The sequence below is a fragment of the Streptomyces sp. 6N223 genome, from assembly GCF_052246635.1.
In the GTDB taxonomy this organism is placed as follows: domain Bacteria; phylum Actinomycetota; class Actinomycetes; order Streptomycetales; family Streptomycetaceae; genus Streptomyces.
Genome location: NZ_JBQQCA010000042.1, coordinates 49,459 through 62,965, shown reverse-complemented (window position 1 = coordinate 62,965; position 13,507 = coordinate 49,459). Strand labels below are relative to the sequence as shown.

Below are 13,507 nucleotides of genomic sequence, written 5' to 3'. Positions count from 1 at the left end.
CCCCGGCACCCCACCCCGGGCTGAGCGCCGTCGTCAGCCACCAGGTGGGGAGATCACGCGCACCACGATGCGCTGGAGCTCGCGGGCCGCGCGGGGTGGGGAGACGTCGCTGCGGTGGGCGACGGAGATCGTGCGGTGCAGGCCGGGCGGGGCGAAGGACGTGGCCCGCAGGCCGGAGCGGGCGGCGACCATGCTGGGGACCACCGCGAGGCCGAGCCCGGCACGGACGAAGCCCAGCACCGCGTCCATCTCGCCGCCCTCGACGCTGAAGGAGGGCTCGAATCCGGCCCGGTGGCAGGCGGCCTCGGTCAGCTCCCGCAGGTCGTACCCGTGCCGGAACATCACCAGCGGCCGCTCGCGCAGGTCAGTGATGCGGATGCGGTCCTGCCCGTCCGGGACCGGCGAGGGGGTGTTCGGGGCCGAGATCACCACCAGTTCCTCGCGCAGCAGCGTCCGCGTGGTCAGCGCCGGCGCCTGGCCCGGGACGGGGGTGATGATCAGCGCCAGATCCAGCTCGCCGGCGGCGAGGATGCGGACCAGGTCGCGCGAGCCGTCCTCGTGGACGTACAGGTCGACGCCGGGGTAGCTGTCGCGGAAGGTGCGCAGCACGTCCGGCACGATGCTGGCGCAGAGGCTGGGGGTGGCGCCCAGACGCACGCGGCCGCGCCGGAGCTGGGCAACCTCCTGCACCTCGCGGCGCGCGGTCTCGGCGTCGGCGAGGATGCGGCGGGCGAGCGGCAGCAGGGCGGCGCCGGCGTCGGTGAGCGAGATGTGGCCGCGTGCGCGGTGGAAGAGCTCGGCGCCCAACTCCCGCTCCAGGGCGCGGATCTGCTGGGACAGGGAGGGCTGAGCCACGTGTTCGCGCCGCGCGGCCTGCGTGAAGTGGCGGGTTTCGGCCACGGCGGTGAAGTAACGGAGCTGCTGGAGCTGCATAGGAGAAGGCTATCGAAATCAGCGTTTCTATGTCTTGGACGGATGTGCCCTGGTCTCCGTACGGTCGGGACCATGGCTGTGGCGACTGACCGGCGTGCGACCGTCGTGCCCGTACGGGTGTGGCGGTCCACCGTTGGCAAGAAGACGGCGATGGCCGTCAGTGGCTTGATGATGCTGCTCTACCTCGTGTTGCACATGCTGGGCAACCTCAAGGTGTTCTTCGGCCCGGAGGACATGAACGGGTACGCCCACTGGCTGCGCACCATCGGCGAGCCCGTGCTGCACCACGAGTGGTTCCTGTGGATCATGCGGCCGCTGCTGCTGGCCGCGGTGATCGTCCACGGGGTCGCGGCGTACCAGCTCAGCCGCCGGGACATCGCCGCCCGGCCGGTGGGGTACGTCCACCGCCGCCGCCCGGTGAGCTACGCCACCCGCACCATGCGGTGGGGCGGGATCATCCTGGCGCTCTTCGTGGTCTGGCACGTCCTGGACCTGACCACCGGCACGGTGAACCCCGACTTCCGGTCGGGCGAGCCTTACCACAACATCGTCGAGACCTTCAGCACCTGGTACGGCAACGCGATCTACATCGTGGCGATGCTCGCCGTCGGGCTGCACATCCGGCACGGCTTCCGCAGCGCCGCCCTCACCCTCGGCGCGGGCGGCTCGGCCGCCCGGGACCGCGCGCTGCGCGTCACCTCCGACGCGCTGGCCCTGGTGCTGACCGCCGGCTTCCTCTCCGTACCCATCGGCGTGATGACGGGATTGGTGGACTGACATGGCTACCTACGCTGACTACGCCATCGGCGAGCCGATCGCCGACACCAGGGCGCCGGGCGGGCCGATCGCCGAGCGCTGGGACCGCCGCCGCTTCGAGGCCAAGCTGGTCAACCCCGCCAACCGCCGCAAGCACACGGTGATCGTGGTGGGCACGGGCCTGGCGGGCGGCGCGGCCGGGGCCACCCTCGCCGAGCAGGGCTACCACGTCGTGCAGTTCTGCTACCAGGACTCGCCGCGCCGCGCCCACTCCATCGCCGCCCAGGGCGGCATCAACGCCGCGAAGAACTACCGCAACGACGGCGACTCCATCCACCGCCTCTTCTACGACACCGTCAAGGGCGGCGACTTCCGCGCCCGCGAGTCGAACGTCTACCGGCTGGCCCAGGTGTCAGTGGAGATCATCGACCAGTGCGTGGCGCAGGGCGTGCCGTTCGCCCGCGAGTACGGCGGCCTGCTCGACACCCGCTCCTTCGGCGGCGTCCAGGTCTCCCGCACCTTCTACGCCCGCGGCCAGACGGGCCAGCAACTGCTGCTCGGGGCGTATCAGGCGCTCTCGCGGCAGATCGCCGCCGGGAACGTGGAGATGCATCCGCGCACCGAGATGCTCGACCTGATCGTGGTCGACGGGCAGGCTCGCGGGATCGTGGCGCGCGACCTGCTGACCGGGCGGGTCGATACCTATCTCGCGGACGCGGTGGTGCTGGCCACCGGCGGCTACGGAAATGTCTTCTACCTGTCGACGAACGCCAAGAACTCCAACGCCTCCGCGATCTGGCGCGCCCACCGGCGCGGGGCGTACCTGGCCAATCCCTGCTTCACGCAGATCCACCCCACCTGCATCCCGCGCTCCGGCGAGCACCAGTCGAAGCTGACGCTGATGAGCGAGTCGCTGCGCAACGACGGCCGCATCTGGGTGCCGAAGCGGGCGGGAGACACCCGGCCGCCCGGCGAGATCCCGGAGGCCGAGCGCGACTACTACCTGGAGCGGATCTACCCCTCCTTCGGCAACCTGGTGCCCCGCGACATCGCCTCGCGGGCCGCGAAGAACGTGTGCGACGAGGGCCGCGGGGTGGGCCCGGGCGGCCAGGGCGTGTATCTGGACTTCGCCGACCCCATCGCCCGCATGGGGCGCCAAAAGGTGGCGGAGAAGTACGGCAACCTCTTCGACATGTACGAGCGGATCACGGCGGAGGATCCGTACCAGGTGCCGATGCGGATATACCCGGCGATCCACTACACCATGGGCGGGCTGTGGGTGGACTACGACCTGCAGACGACCATCCCGGGTCTCTTCGCGATCGGCGAGGCCAACTTCTCCGACCACGGCGCCAACCGGCTCGGCGCCTCGGCCCTGATGCAGGGCCTGGCCGACGGCTACTTCGTGCTGCCGCCCATGCTGGCCGACTACCTCGCCCGCCACGCGAACGACAAGGAGATCGGCGACGACCACCCGGCCGTCACCGACGCGGTCTCCGAGACGACCGGCCGGCTCGACCGGCTGCTGTCGAACGGCGGCGACCGGACGCCGGACTCCTTCCACCGGGAGCTGGGCCAGCTGCTGTGGGACGAGTGCGGCATGGCCCGCGACGAGGCCGGGCTGCGCAAGGCGCTCGAGAGGATCCCGGCGCTGCGGGAGGAGTTCTGGGAGCGGATCCGGGTGCCCGGCAGCGGCAGCGAGCTGAACCAGTCCCTGGAGAAGGCCAACCGGGTCTCCGACTTCATGGAGCTGGCGGAGCTGATGTGCCTGGACGCCCTGCACCGGGAGGAGTCCTGCGGCGGCCACTTCCGGGAGGAGAGCCAGACGCCGGACGGCGAGGCGGCCCGGCGGGACGCGGAGTTCTCCTACGCGGCGGCGTGGGAGTGGACCGGCACCGGCACCGCCCCCGTGCTGCACAAGGAAGAGCTGGACTTCGAGTACGTCCACCCCACCCAGCGGAGCTACGCGTGACCTCCACGATGAACCTCACCCTGCGCATCTGGCGCCAGCCAGGCCCCGAGTCCGAGGGCGCCATGACCACCTACGAGGTCAAGGACGTCTCCCCGGACATGTCGTTCCTGGAGATGCTCGACACCCTCAACGAGGAGCTGATCCTGCGCGGCGAGGAGCCCGTGGCGTTCGACCACGACTGCCGCGAGGGCATCTGCGGCGCCTGCGGCATGGTGATCAACGGCGAGGCGCACGGCCCGGTGCGGACCACGACCTGCCAGCTGCACATGCGGGAGTTCAAGGACGGGGACGTCGTCGACGTGGAGCCGTGGCGGGCGGCAGCGTTCCCGGTCGTGAAGGACCTGGTCGTGGACCGGTCGGCGTTCGACCGCATCATCGGCTCCGGCGGCTACGTGACCGCCCCGACCGGCTCGGCCCCGGAGGCGCACGCGACACCGGTGCCGAAGCCGGCGGCGGACGCGGCGTTCGAGCACGCCGAGTGCATCGGCTGCGGCGCGTGCGTGGCGGCCTGCCCGAACGGCTCGGCGATGCTGTTCACCTCCGCGAAGGTGGTGCACCTGAACTCGCTGCCGCAGGGCGGGCCGGAGCGTGAGAGCCGCGTGCTGAACATGGTCGAGCAGATGGACGGCGAGGGCTTCGGCGGCTGCACCAACACGGGCGCGTGCGCCACGGTCTGCCCGAAGGGCATCCCGCTGACGGCGATCACGACGATGAACCGGGAGTACCTGCGGGCGGCGCGCAAGGGTGGCTGACCCCCGCCCGCGGCGCCCGGCCGGGGCGGGCCGGAGCCCCGAGGGGCGGGTGGGTGGGGGCCTCAGCGGACGGCGTAACCCGCGTCGCGCAGCGACTCCTTGACCTCGCCGATCCGCAGGTCGCCGAAGTGGAAGACGGACGCGGCCAGCACGGCGTCCGCGCCCGCCTGGATCGCGGGTGGGAAGTGGCCGAGCGTGCCCGCGCCGCCGGAGGCGATGACGGGGACGGTGACGTGCTTGCGGACGGCGGCGATCATCGACGTGTCGTAACCGTCCTTCGTGCCGTCGGCGTCCATCGAGTTCAGCAGGATCTCGCCCGCGCCCAGCTCCGCCGCGCGGTGCGCCCACTCCACGGCGTCGATGCCGGTGCCGCGCCGCCCGCCGTGCGTCGTCACCTCGAAGCCCGACGGGGTCGTGGTGCCCTCGGGGCAGCGGCGGGCGTCCACCGACAGCACCAGCACCTGGCTGCCGAAGCGCTCGGCGATCTCCCGCACCAGCTCGGGGCGGGCGATGGCCGCGGTGTTGACGCCGATCTTGTCGGCGCCTGCGCGCAGCAGCCGGTCGACGTCCTCGACCGTGCGCACACCGCCGCCGACCGTGAGCGGGATGAAGACCTGTTCGGCGGTGCGGCGTACCACGTCGTACGTGGTCTCGCGGTTGCCCGAGGAGGCGGTGATGTCCAGGAACGTCAGCTCGTCGGCGCCCTCCGCGTCGTAGACCCGGGCCATCTCCACCGGGTCGCCCGCGTCCCGCAGGTTCTCGAAGTTGATGCCCTTGACGACCCGGCCGCCGTCCACGTCCAGGCAGGGGATGACTCGTACGGCGAGGGTCATGAGGCGGCTCCTCGGGCTCCTCGGTGGGCTTCGACTTCGACCTGGACCAGCACCCGGGAGTCGGCGAAGCCGGCGACCACGACGAGGGTGGCGGCCGGGCCGACCTCGCCGAGCAGGTCGCGGTGGGCCCGCCCGACCTCGTCGGCGTCACGGGTGTGGCTGATGTACATGCGGGTGCGGATGACCGACTCGGGGCCGAGCCCGAACGGCTCCAGCGCCGCCACCGCGTCGGCCAGGGCGGCCCTGGCCTGCTCGTAGGGGTCGCCGACGGCGACGGCCCCGGCCGCCTGGGGCATGGTGCCGGCGACCAGCACCAGGTCCCCGGCGGCCACGGCGCGCGCGGAGCCGATGGACTTCTGCCAGGGACTCGCGTCGGTCCGCACACGCTCGATCGTCATGGCGACATCATGGCGACTTAAGCCTCCACCGCTTCCAGCGCCTCTTCCAGGGTGAACGCCCCGGCGTAGAGGGCCTTGCCGACGATGGCGCCCTCAACGCCCTCGGGTACCAGGGTGGCGATCGCCCGCAGATCGTCAAGGGAGGACACTCCGCCGGAGGCGACGACGGGCCGGTCGGTGGCGGCGCAGACGCTGCGCAGCAGGTCGAGGTTGGGGCCCTGGAGGGTGCCGTCCTTGTTGATGTCGGTGACGACGTACCGCGCGCAGCCCTCGGCGTTGAGCCGGTCGAGGGTCTCGAAGAGGTCGCCGCCGTCCCGGGTCCAGCCGCGGCCGCGCAGGGTGGTGCCCCGCACGTCGAGGCCGACCGCGATGCGCTCGCCGTGCTGGGCGATGACCTTGGCGACCCACTCGGGGGTCTCCAGGGCGGCGGTGCCGAGGTTGACCCGGGTGCAGCCGGTGGCCAGCGCGGCGGCGAGGGAGTCGTCGTCGCGGATGCCGCCGGAGAGCTCGACGCGCATGCCCGAGGCGGACACGGCGCGGGCCACGTCGGCGATCTGCTCGCGGTTGTCCCCGGTGCCGAAGGCGGCGTCGAGGTCCACCAGGTGCAGCCAGGTGGCGCCCGCGCGCTGCCAGGTGAGGGCGGCGGCGAGCGGGTCCCCGTACGCGGTCTCGGTGCCGGACTCGCCGTGGACGAGGCGTACGGCCTGGCCGTCGCGCACGTCGACGGCGGGGAGCAGTTCGAGAGTCGGCATCAGAGGGTCTCGATCCAGTTGGTGAGGAGTTGGGCGCCGGCGTCGCCGGACTTCTCGGGGTGGAACTGGGTGGCCCACAGCGGGCCGTTCTCGACCGCGGCGACGAAGGGCTCGCCGTGGGTGGACCAGGTGACCTTGGGCGGGGCGATGGCGCCGGTGCCCGCGTCGTCCGGCAGCTCCCAGCCGCGCACCGCGTAGGAGTGGACGAAGTAGAACCGGGCGTCGCCGGACAGGCCCGCGAAGAGGCGGGAGTCGGCGGGGGCCCGCACGGTGTTCCACCCCATGTGGGGCACGACGTCGGCCTGGAGCGGGCCGACGGTGCCGGGCCACTCGTCGAGCCCCTCGGTCTCCACGCCGTGCTCGATGCCGCGGGCGAAGAGGATCTGCATGCCGACGCAGATGCCGAGGACGGGCCGGCCGCCGGCCAGGCGGCGTTCCACCACCCAGTGGCCGCGGGCCTCGGTGAGGCCGCGCATGCAGGCGGCGAAGGCGCCGACGCCGGGCACGAGCAGGCCGTCGGCGTTCATCGCCGCGTCGTAGTCGCGGGTGATCTCGACCCGGGCCCCGGCGCGCGCCACGGCCCGCTCGGCGGAGCGGACGTTGCCGAAGCCGTAGTCGAAGACGACCACGCGCTTGGCGCCCGCGGTGCTCTTGGCTGCCGTCATCCTCGTCACACCTCCAGTCTCAGCACGCCGGCCAGCAGGCACATCCCGCTTCCTATCCCGAGCAGGGTCACGACTCCCCGGGGCATCCCCTGCTTGCGGAAGCTGTAGACCCCGCCGAGGAGGAAGAGGCCGACGACGATCAGCAGCGTGGAGAGCCCGTTCACAGCGCGCCCTTGGTCGAGGGGATGCCGGTCTGCCGGGGGTCGATCTCGCTGGCGGCGCGCAGCGCCCTGGCCAGGGCCTTGAACTGGCACTCGACGATGTGGTGGGCGTTGCGCCCGTAGGGCACGTGGACGTGGAGCGCGATCTGGGCCTGGGCGACGAACGACTCCAGGATGTGGCGGGTCATGGTCGTGTCGTAGGAACCGATCATGGGCGCCATGCCCTCCGGCTCGCGGTGCACCAGGTACGGGCGGCCGGAGAGGTCGATGGTGACCTGGGCGAGGGACTCGTCCAGCGGCACGGCGGCGTCGGCGAAGCGGCGGATGCCGTGCTTGTCGCCGAGGGCCTGGCGGAACGCCGCGCCCAGCGCGAGGGCGGTGTCCTCGATGGTGTGGTGGCTGTCGATGTGCAGGTCGCCCTCGGTCTTGACCGCGAGGTCGAACAGCCCGTGCCGCCCGAGCTGGTCGAGCATGTGGTCGAAGAAGCCGACCCCGGTCGACACGTCGACCCGGCCGGTGCCGTCGAGGCCGATCTCGACGGTGACCGAGGTCTCCTTGGTGGTGCGTTCCACCCGGCCCACGCGCGTCATTGGCTGATCTCCTTCGTTTCCTTCCACACGGCCCGGATCGCGTCGAGGAACGCGTCGTTCTCCGAGCGGGTGCCGGTCGAGACCCGCAGCCTGCCGGGGACGCCGTTGTCGCGGACGAGGACGCCGTGGTCGAGGAGCCGCCGCCAGGCGGCCTGGGCGTCCTCGAAGCGGCCGAACTGCACGAAGTTCGCGTCCGAGTCGGTGACCTCGCAGCCGATCGCCCGCAGCTCGGTGACGAGCCGGTCCCGCTCCGCCTTGAGCTCCGCGACGTACGCCAGCAGCGGCTCGGTGAACTCCAGCGCGGCGTGGGCGGTGGCCTGGGTGACGGCGGAGAGGTGGTACGGCAGGCGCACGAGCTGCACGGCGCCGACGACGGCCGGGTCGGCGGCCAGGTACCCAAGGCGCAGGCCGGCGGCGCCGAACGCCTTCGACATGGTGCGAGTGATCACCAGCGTGGGGCGGCCCTCGATCAGCGGAAGCAGCGAGGGCCGGTGGCTGAACTCGGCGTACGCCTCGTCGACCACCACGAGCGCGCCCCGCCCGCCCTTCGCCGCCTGGGCCGCCTCGTACAGCGCCAGCACGGTCTCGGGCGCCACGGCGGTGCCGGTGGGGTTGTTGGGCGAGCAGATGAACAGCACCTCGGGCCGGTGCTCGTGGATGGCGGCGACGGCGGCGTCGGTGTCGACGGTGAAGTCCTCGGTGCGGGGGCCGGAGATCCAGCGGGTGCCGGTGCCCCGGGAGATGAGGGCGTGCATCGAGTACGTCGGGTCGAAGCCGAGCGCGGCGCGGCCGGGGCCGCCGAAGGCCTGCAGCAGCTGCTGGATGACCTCGTTGGAGCCGTTGGCGGCCCAGACCTGGGTGGGGCCGACCTCGTGGCCGCTGGTGCGGGTGAGGTACGCCGCGAGCTGGGTGCGCAGCACCACCGCGTCGCGGTCCGGGTACCGGTTGAGGGTGCGGGCGGCGTCGGAGACGCGCTCGGCGATGCGCCGCACCAGGGCCTCGGGCACGGGGTAGGGGTTCTCGTTGGTGTTGAGCCGCACCGGGACGTCGAGCTGGGGCGCGCCGTAGGGGCGCTTGCCGCGCAGCTCCTCCCGGATGGGCAGCTCGTCGATGCTGGTCACTGCGGTCACTTCGGTCGCCTCGGTCACTGTGGTCGCTTCGGTCACTGCTCGCCGGGCACCTTCCAGTCGAACCTCGCCCTGACCGCCGCGCCGTGGGCGGGCAGGTCCTCGGCCTCGGCGAGGGTGACCACGTGGTGGGCCACCTCGGCGAGGGCGTCGCGGTCGTAGTCCACGACGTGGATGCCGCGCAGGAAGGACTGCACGGACAGGCCCGAGGAGTGGCAGGCGCAGCCGCCGGTCGGCAGCACGTGGTTGGAGCCCGCGCAGTAGTCCCCGAGGGAGACGGGGGCGTGGGGGCCGAGGAAGACGGCGCCGGCGTTCCGCACCCGGGCGGCGAGCGCGGCGGGGTCGGCGGTGATGATCTCCAGGTGCTCGGCGGCGTAGGCGTTGACCACCGCGAGGCCGTGGTCGAGGTCGCGGACGAGAACGGTGCCCGACTGCGGCCCGGTCAGCGCCTCGGTGATGCGCTGGGCGTGCTTGGTGGTGGCGACCTGGGCGCGCAGCTCCGCGTCGACGGCGTCGGCGAGCCCGGGCGCGTCGGTGACCAGCACGGCGGCGGCGACGACGTCGTGCTCGGCCTGGCTGATGAGGTCGGCGGCGACGACGCGCGGGTCGGCGGTGGCGTCGGCGAGGATGGCGATCTCGGTCGGCCCCGCCTCGGCGTCGATGCCGACGACGCCGCGCAGCAGGCGTTTGGCGGCGGCGACATACACGTTCCCCGGGCCGGTGACGAGGCTGACGGGGCGGCACTCCTCGGTGCCGTACGCGAACATGGCGACGGCCTGGGCGCCGCCCGCGGCGTACACCTCGTCGACGCCGAGGAGGGCGCAGGCGGCGAGGATGGCCGGGTGAGGCAGCCCGCCGTGCTCGCGCTGCGGCGGGGAGGCGAGGGCGAGGGAGCCGACGCCGGCCTCCTGGGCGGGCACCACGTTCATCACCACGGAGGAGGGGTAGACGGCACGGCCGCCCGGCACGTACAGCCCGACGCGCTCGACGGGGACCCAGCGCTCGGTGACCGTGCCGCCGGGCACGACGCGCACCTCGGCGTCGGAACGCCGCTGCGCGCGGTGGACGAGGCGGGCGCGGCGGATGGACTCCTCCAGGGCCGCGCGCACCGCCGGGTCGAGCCCGGCCAGCGCGCCGTCGATCGCCTCGGCCGGGACGCGGACCCGCTCGATCCGCACGCCGTCGAACCGCTCCGCGTAGTCGATCAGCGCCGCGGTGCCGCGATGGCGTACGTCCTCGCAGATGGGCCGCACCTTTTCCAGGGCGGCCTCGACGTCGAGCTCGGCGCGGGGCAGCAGGCCACGGTCGATCCCGCCCGGCGTGGGCGGGGCGTCCCGCAGATCGATTCGGCTCAGACCGGTCAGCGCGCGCGGACCGGATTCGGGAACGGTTTCAGGCACCCGCCCAGTCTCGCAGACCGCTACGACAGGCGATCACCTCATTTCACGATGTGGGCCGCGCCACTGGCTCAGCCGCTAGGCTCACTGGCTGTGACGACCACGCGCCTGCCGCTCTTCCCGCTCAGCACCGTGTTGTTCCCCGGGCTCGTGCTGCCGCTGAACGTGTTCGAGGCGCGCTACCGCGCGCTCGTGCGCGACCTGCTGAAACTGCCGGAGGACGGGCCCCGGCCGTTCGGGGTGGTCGCGATCCGGGACGGGTACGAGGTGGCGCCGACCGCGACCGGGCTGCCGGACCCCGCCGAACGGCGGGAGGCGGGGCCGGGCGACGGTTTCGCGGCGGACCCGATGGAGTCCTTCCACCCGGTTGGCTGCGTGGCGGACGCGGCCACGATCCGGCCCCGGCCGGACGCCGGCGCGGCCGACGGGTACGAGGTGCTGGCCACGGGCACCACGCGGTTCCGGCTGAGGTCGGTGGACGCGAGCGGGGAGTACCTGGTGGCGGAGGTGGAGGCGCTGCCGGAGGTGACCGGGGAGGGCGCGGGGGCGCTGGCCGCCGGCGTGCTGCGGGCGTTTCGCGCCTACCAGCGGGCGCTGGCGGGCGCGAGCGACCGCTCGCTGGGGCCGAACCAGGAGCTGCCGGAGGACCCGGGCGTGGTGTCGTACCTGGTGGCGGCGGCGACGCAGCTGTACGCGGGCGACAAGCAGCGGCTCCTCCAGGCCAGGGACACGGCGACGCGGCTGGCGGAGGAGCTGAAAATCCTTCGCCAGGAGACGGCGCTGATCCGTAGGCTCCCGACGGTTCCGGGGGCGGACCTCACGCTCCGGCCGACCAGCCTCAACTGACGCGGAGGTGGAGGAGGGGCGTGGGGAAGAAGCAGCGTTCCAGGGGCGAGGGCGGAACGCCGGCCACGGTGGCGGCCGCCCGTGCGGGCGTGGCGTTCACGCTGCACTCCTACGCGCACGACCCGGCCGTCGCCTCGTACGGCGAGGAGGCGGCGCGGGCGCTGGGGGCGGACCCGGGCCGGGTGCTGAAGACCCTGGTGGCCGAGGTGGACGGGGCCCTGACGGTGGCCGTGGTGCCGGTGACCGCCTCGCTCGGCATGAAGGCGCTGGCCGCCGCCGTGGGCGGCAAGCGGGCCGCGATGGCCGACCCGTCGGACGCCGAGCGCACCACGGGCTACGTGCGTGGCGGCATCTCGCCGCTGGGCCAGCGCAGGCGGCTGCCGACGGTGGTGGACGCCTCGGCGGCGGGCCACGCCACGGTCTTCGTCTCGGCGGGGCGCCGGGGCCTGGAGATCGAGCTGGCGCCGGCGGATCTGGTGGCGCTGACGGGCGCGCGCGTGGCGCCGATCGCCAAGGGCTGACGAAACCGGGGGCTCCGCAGCGCACCGTGCGGGCCGCGGCCTGCCGCGGGTGGGTGGGCGGGTGGCGCTAGCCGTCGGCGCGCCAGTTCGGGTACTCCGCGGGCGGCTTCTGCTCCTCGCGCGGGCCCCAGATCGCCACACACAGCAGGTGAACGCCGATGGCGGCGAAGGGGAGGCCCATCAGCACGCCCTTCGCGCTCAGCTCCAGCGGCCCGTCGAAGACCACGCCCTCCCCGGCCTCACGGGCGTGGGCGACGATGTCGTCGGTCGGGCCGAACCAGTCCCCCATTCCCCACGCCAGCAGCGCGCCGCCCAGCGCGCCGGCGGCCAGGCCGAGGACGACGGCGACGCCGCCCTCGCGGCGCAGCAGGAAGACCGCGAGCCCGGCGGCCGCGCCGACGGCGAGGCCGAGGAGCAGGAAGGTGCCGTCGGCGGCTATGGCCTGCTCGGCCTCGGAGTTCGCCAGCAGCACCACGTTGCCCTGAGCGACGAGCGGGACCTGGGGCGCCAGCCACAGCCACAGCAGCCCGAGCGCGACGCCGGTCACCAGGGCGACGGGCAAGGCCACCAGCACGCCCTCGGCTATCCGACCCGCCACCTGCCCGCGCGGGGGCGGGTCCGCGGCCGCGGCGAGGGGCGACGGCGCGGCCCACGGGTCGTGCCGGCCGCTCGCCCCGGGATCCCCGGGGTTCTCGGAGGGCGCGCGGTGCGCGTGGCGGTCCGTGTCGTGGTCCGGTGAAGGCTGAGGTGCGGTCACTCGGTCATCCTGCCAGGTGCGGGCGGTCGTTCGATCCCTGGGACATCCGTTCGGGCGGGGCGGGCGGCGAAGGCCCAGGTCAGCGCGGCCCGGCGCGCGTGCCTCAGCGCAGCGCCGCCCGGCGGTACGCCCACGTGGCGAGGGCAAGCGCCGCCGCGCCCACGGCGGCGCAGACGGCGAGGTTCGCGGCGACCGCGCCCCAGTCGGGGCTGGGGCGCAGCGCCCCGGCCAGGGCGTCGACGCCGTAGGTCGAGGGCAGCGGCTCGCGCAGCCAGCGGGCGGGCTCCGGCAGCCGCTCGGCGGGCAGCACCCCAAGCAGCAGCGCCGCCGACATGCCGAGCTGCCCGCAGAGCGTGGCCAGCTCGGGGCGCGGGGCGAGCAGCCCGAGCGCCGCGCCGAGTCCGGCGAGCGCCGCCCCGGCGAGCGGCACGACGGCCAGCAGCACCCACAGCCCGCCGAGCGGCAGCTGGTAGAGCAGGCCGCCCGCCACGGCCGTGACGACGACGCCGGGCACGGTGAAGGAGGCGTACGCCGCCGCCGTGCCCAGCGCCACGGCGGCGGCGGGCACCGGGAGGGTGGCGTAGTGGTCGAGGCCGCCGCCCGCGCGGAGCTGTCCGAAGTGCTGGGCGAGGAGGTTGAGGGCGACGAACGCCACGACGAGCACGGCCGAGCCGGCGACGACGGCCCGCGCCTCGGCGCCGTCGCCGCTGTCGACGACGCCGCGCATCAGGATCATGATCCCGATCGACTGGAAGGTGGCGACGAACAGCAGCGGGATCCGCGCCACCCGGGCCCGCGAGAGCTGGGCGCGGTAGACGGTGCCGAGCGCGGGCCACAGCGCCACGCGGGGCGCGAGCGGCTCGGCGGCGGCGGAACTCCCGGCGTTCCCCTCGCTCCCGGCGTTCCCTTGGCTCCCGGTGCTCCCCTCGCTCCCGGCGAACGCCGCGCCCTCGTCGCCTGCCGAGGCGGCGGCGCCCGTCCCGCCGCACTCACGCGCTCTCCCGGCCGCGCGGCGGCCGGCGGCCATCGCCCTCAGGCGCGGCCCGG

At 73.8% G+C, this 13,507-nt stretch carries 16 protein-coding genes; 5 read left to right on the top strand and 11 right to left on the bottom strand.

The genetic code is table 11. The features are described from left to right. Positions 1 to 33: 33 nt before the first annotated feature. Entirely contained in the window at positions 34 to 933 is a 900-nt protein-coding gene (locus ACTWQH_RS23505; RefSeq protein ID WP_443288689.1) for a LysR family transcriptional regulator, read from the bottom strand. 72 nt (positions 934 to 1,005) lie between these two features. On the opposite strand from ACTWQH_RS23505, the gene ACTWQH_RS23500 reads away from it, so the two are divergent. Genes ACTWQH_RS23500 through ACTWQH_RS23490 form a run of 3 tightly spaced genes read left to right on the top strand, consistent with a single transcriptional unit; the run spans position 1,006 to position 4,413 of the window. After that, complete coding sequence (locus tag ACTWQH_RS23500) at positions 1,006 to 1,710, top strand: succinate dehydrogenase cytochrome b subunit (protein ID WP_443288688.1); 705 nt, start codon at positions 1,006 to 1,008, stop codon at positions 1,708 to 1,710. 1 nt (position 1,711) lies between these two features. Then, positions 1,712 to 3,661, top strand: a complete 1,950-nt coding sequence (locus ACTWQH_RS23495; protein ID WP_443288687.1) for a fumarate reductase/succinate dehydrogenase flavoprotein subunit — start codon at positions 1,712 to 1,714, stop codon at positions 3,659 to 3,661. An 8-nt stretch (positions 3,662 to 3,669) separates the two neighbouring features. Further along, positions 3,670 to 4,413 (top strand): succinate dehydrogenase/fumarate reductase iron-sulfur subunit, encoded by a 744-nt coding sequence (locus tag ACTWQH_RS23490; protein ID WP_443288696.1) that lies wholly within the window; start codon positions 3,670 to 3,672, stop codon positions 4,411 to 4,413. 62 nt (positions 4,414 to 4,475) lie between these two features. Here ACTWQH_RS23490 and hisF read toward each other — a convergent pair whose 3' ends face one another. From hisF to hisD, 8 genes are read right to left on the bottom strand one after another with little or no spacing between them, the layout of a single operon-like run. Further along, the gene (hisF, locus tag ACTWQH_RS23485) at positions 4,476 to 5,246 is read right to left on the bottom strand and encodes an imidazole glycerol phosphate synthase subunit HisF (protein ID WP_443288686.1); all 771 of its coding nucleotides are present in this window, start codon (positions 5,244 to 5,246) and stop codon (positions 4,476 to 4,478) included. Beyond that, positions 5,243 to 5,644 (bottom strand): Rid family hydrolase, encoded by a 402-nt coding sequence (locus ACTWQH_RS23480; RefSeq protein ID WP_443288685.1) that lies wholly within the window; start codon positions 5,642 to 5,644, stop codon positions 5,243 to 5,245. Before ACTWQH_RS23480 ends, hisF begins: the two co-directional genes overlap by 4 nt. Before the next feature lie 17 nt (positions 5,645 to 5,661). After that, positions 5,662 to 6,396: a bifunctional 1-(5-phosphoribosyl)-5-((5-phosphoribosylamino)methylideneamino)imidazole-4-carboxamide isomerase/phosphoribosylanthranilate isomerase PriA gene (gene priA / locus ACTWQH_RS23475; protein WP_443288684.1), complete on the bottom strand. Its 735-nt coding sequence runs from the start codon at positions 6,394 to 6,396 to the stop codon at positions 5,662 to 5,664. Further along, a complete protein-coding gene (gene hisH, locus ACTWQH_RS23470; RefSeq protein WP_443288683.1) occupies positions 6,396 to 7,061 on the bottom strand; it encodes an imidazole glycerol phosphate synthase subunit HisH in 666 nt (221 codons plus the stop codon). Before hisH ends, priA begins: the two co-directional genes overlap by 1 nt. Positions 7,062 to 7,066: 5 nt before the next feature. Continuing rightward, positions 7,067 to 7,225, bottom strand: a complete 159-nt coding sequence (locus ACTWQH_RS23465) for a hypothetical protein (RefSeq protein ID WP_443288682.1) — start codon at positions 7,223 to 7,225, stop codon at positions 7,067 to 7,069. Then, positions 7,222 to 7,812 carry an imidazoleglycerol-phosphate dehydratase HisB gene (gene hisB, locus ACTWQH_RS23460; RefSeq protein ID WP_443288681.1) on the bottom strand — a complete coding sequence of 197 codons (591 nt, stop codon included), beginning with the start codon at positions 7,810 to 7,812 and terminating at the stop codon, positions 7,222 to 7,224. Before hisB ends, ACTWQH_RS23465 begins: the two co-directional genes overlap by 4 nt. Continuing rightward, positions 7,809 to 8,933: a histidinol-phosphate transaminase gene (locus ACTWQH_RS23455; protein ID WP_443288695.1), complete on the bottom strand. Its 1,125-nt coding sequence runs from the start codon at positions 8,931 to 8,933 to the stop codon at positions 7,809 to 7,811. Before ACTWQH_RS23455 ends, hisB begins: the two co-directional genes overlap by 4 nt. A gap of 41 nt (positions 8,934 to 8,974) precedes the next feature. Beyond that, entirely contained in the window at positions 8,975 to 10,339 is a 1,365-nt protein-coding gene (gene hisD, locus ACTWQH_RS23450) for a histidinol dehydrogenase (protein ID WP_443288680.1), read from the bottom strand. A 90-nt stretch (positions 10,340 to 10,429) separates the two neighbouring features. Here hisD and ACTWQH_RS23445 point away from each other — a divergent pair, with 90 nt between their 5' ends. Both ACTWQH_RS23445 and ybaK read left to right on the top strand, forming a co-directional pair. Beyond that, positions 10,430 to 11,182: an LON peptidase substrate-binding domain-containing protein gene (locus ACTWQH_RS23445; protein ID WP_443288679.1), complete on the top strand. Its 753-nt coding sequence runs from the start codon at positions 10,430 to 10,432 to the stop codon at positions 11,180 to 11,182. Between the two features lie 20 nt (positions 11,183 to 11,202). Next, positions 11,203 to 11,703: a Cys-tRNA(Pro) deacylase gene (gene ybaK, locus ACTWQH_RS23440; protein WP_443288678.1), complete on the top strand. Its 501-nt coding sequence runs from the start codon at positions 11,203 to 11,205 to the stop codon at positions 11,701 to 11,703. 67 nt (positions 11,704 to 11,770) lie between these two features. On the opposite strand, the gene ACTWQH_RS23435 is transcribed toward ybaK, so the two are convergent. Then, positions 11,771 to 12,460 carry an ABC transporter permease gene (locus ACTWQH_RS23435; protein ID WP_443288677.1) on the bottom strand — a complete coding sequence of 230 codons (690 nt, stop codon included), beginning with the start codon at positions 12,458 to 12,460 and terminating at the stop codon, positions 11,771 to 11,773. A gap of 103 nt (positions 12,461 to 12,563) precedes the next feature. Next, complete coding sequence (locus ACTWQH_RS23430; RefSeq protein WP_443288694.1) at positions 12,564 to 13,487, bottom strand: ABC transporter permease; 924 nt, start codon at positions 13,485 to 13,487, stop codon at positions 12,564 to 12,566. Positions 13,488 to 13,507 lie beyond the last annotated feature (20 nt).

What these genes read in the sequence shown, in the direction of transcription:
- ACTWQH_RS23490 (WP_443288696.1), top strand. Translation starts at nt 3,670, where the DNA reads ATGAACCTCACCCTGCGCATCTGGCGCCAGCCAGGCCCCGAGTCCGAG.
- ACTWQH_RS23495 (WP_443288687.1), top strand. Translation starts at nt 1,712, where the DNA reads ATGGCTACCTACGCTGACTACGCCATCGGCGAGCCGATCGCCGACACC.
- ACTWQH_RS23505 (WP_443288689.1), bottom strand. Translation starts at nt 933, where the DNA reads ATGCAGCTCCAGCAGCTCCGTTACTTCACCGCCGTGGCCGAAACCCGC.
- hisB (WP_443288681.1), bottom strand. Translation starts at nt 7,812, where the DNA reads ATGACGCGCGTGGGCCGGGTGGAACGCACCACCAAGGAGACCTCGGTC.
- hisH (WP_443288683.1), bottom strand. Translation starts at nt 7,061, where the DNA reads ATGACGGCAGCCAAGAGCACCGCGGGCGCCAAGCGCGTGGTCGTCTTC.
- hisF (WP_443288686.1), bottom strand. Translation starts at nt 5,246, where the DNA reads ATGACCCTCGCCGTACGAGTCATCCCCTGCCTGGACGTGGACGGCGGC.
- ACTWQH_RS23500 (WP_443288688.1), top strand. Translation starts at nt 1,006, where the DNA reads ATGGCTGTGGCGACTGACCGGCGTGCGACCGTCGTGCCCGTACGGGTG.
- ACTWQH_RS23430 (WP_443288694.1), bottom strand. Translation starts at nt 13,487, where the DNA reads ATGGCCGCCGGCCGCCGCGCGGCCGGGAGAGCGCGTGAGTGCGGCGGG.
- ACTWQH_RS23480 (WP_443288685.1), bottom strand. Translation starts at nt 5,644, where the DNA reads ATGACGATCGAGCGTGTGCGGACCGACGCGAGTCCCTGGCAGAAGTCC.
- priA (WP_443288684.1), bottom strand. Translation starts at nt 6,396, where the DNA reads ATGCCGACTCTCGAACTGCTCCCCGCCGTCGACGTGCGCGACGGCCAG.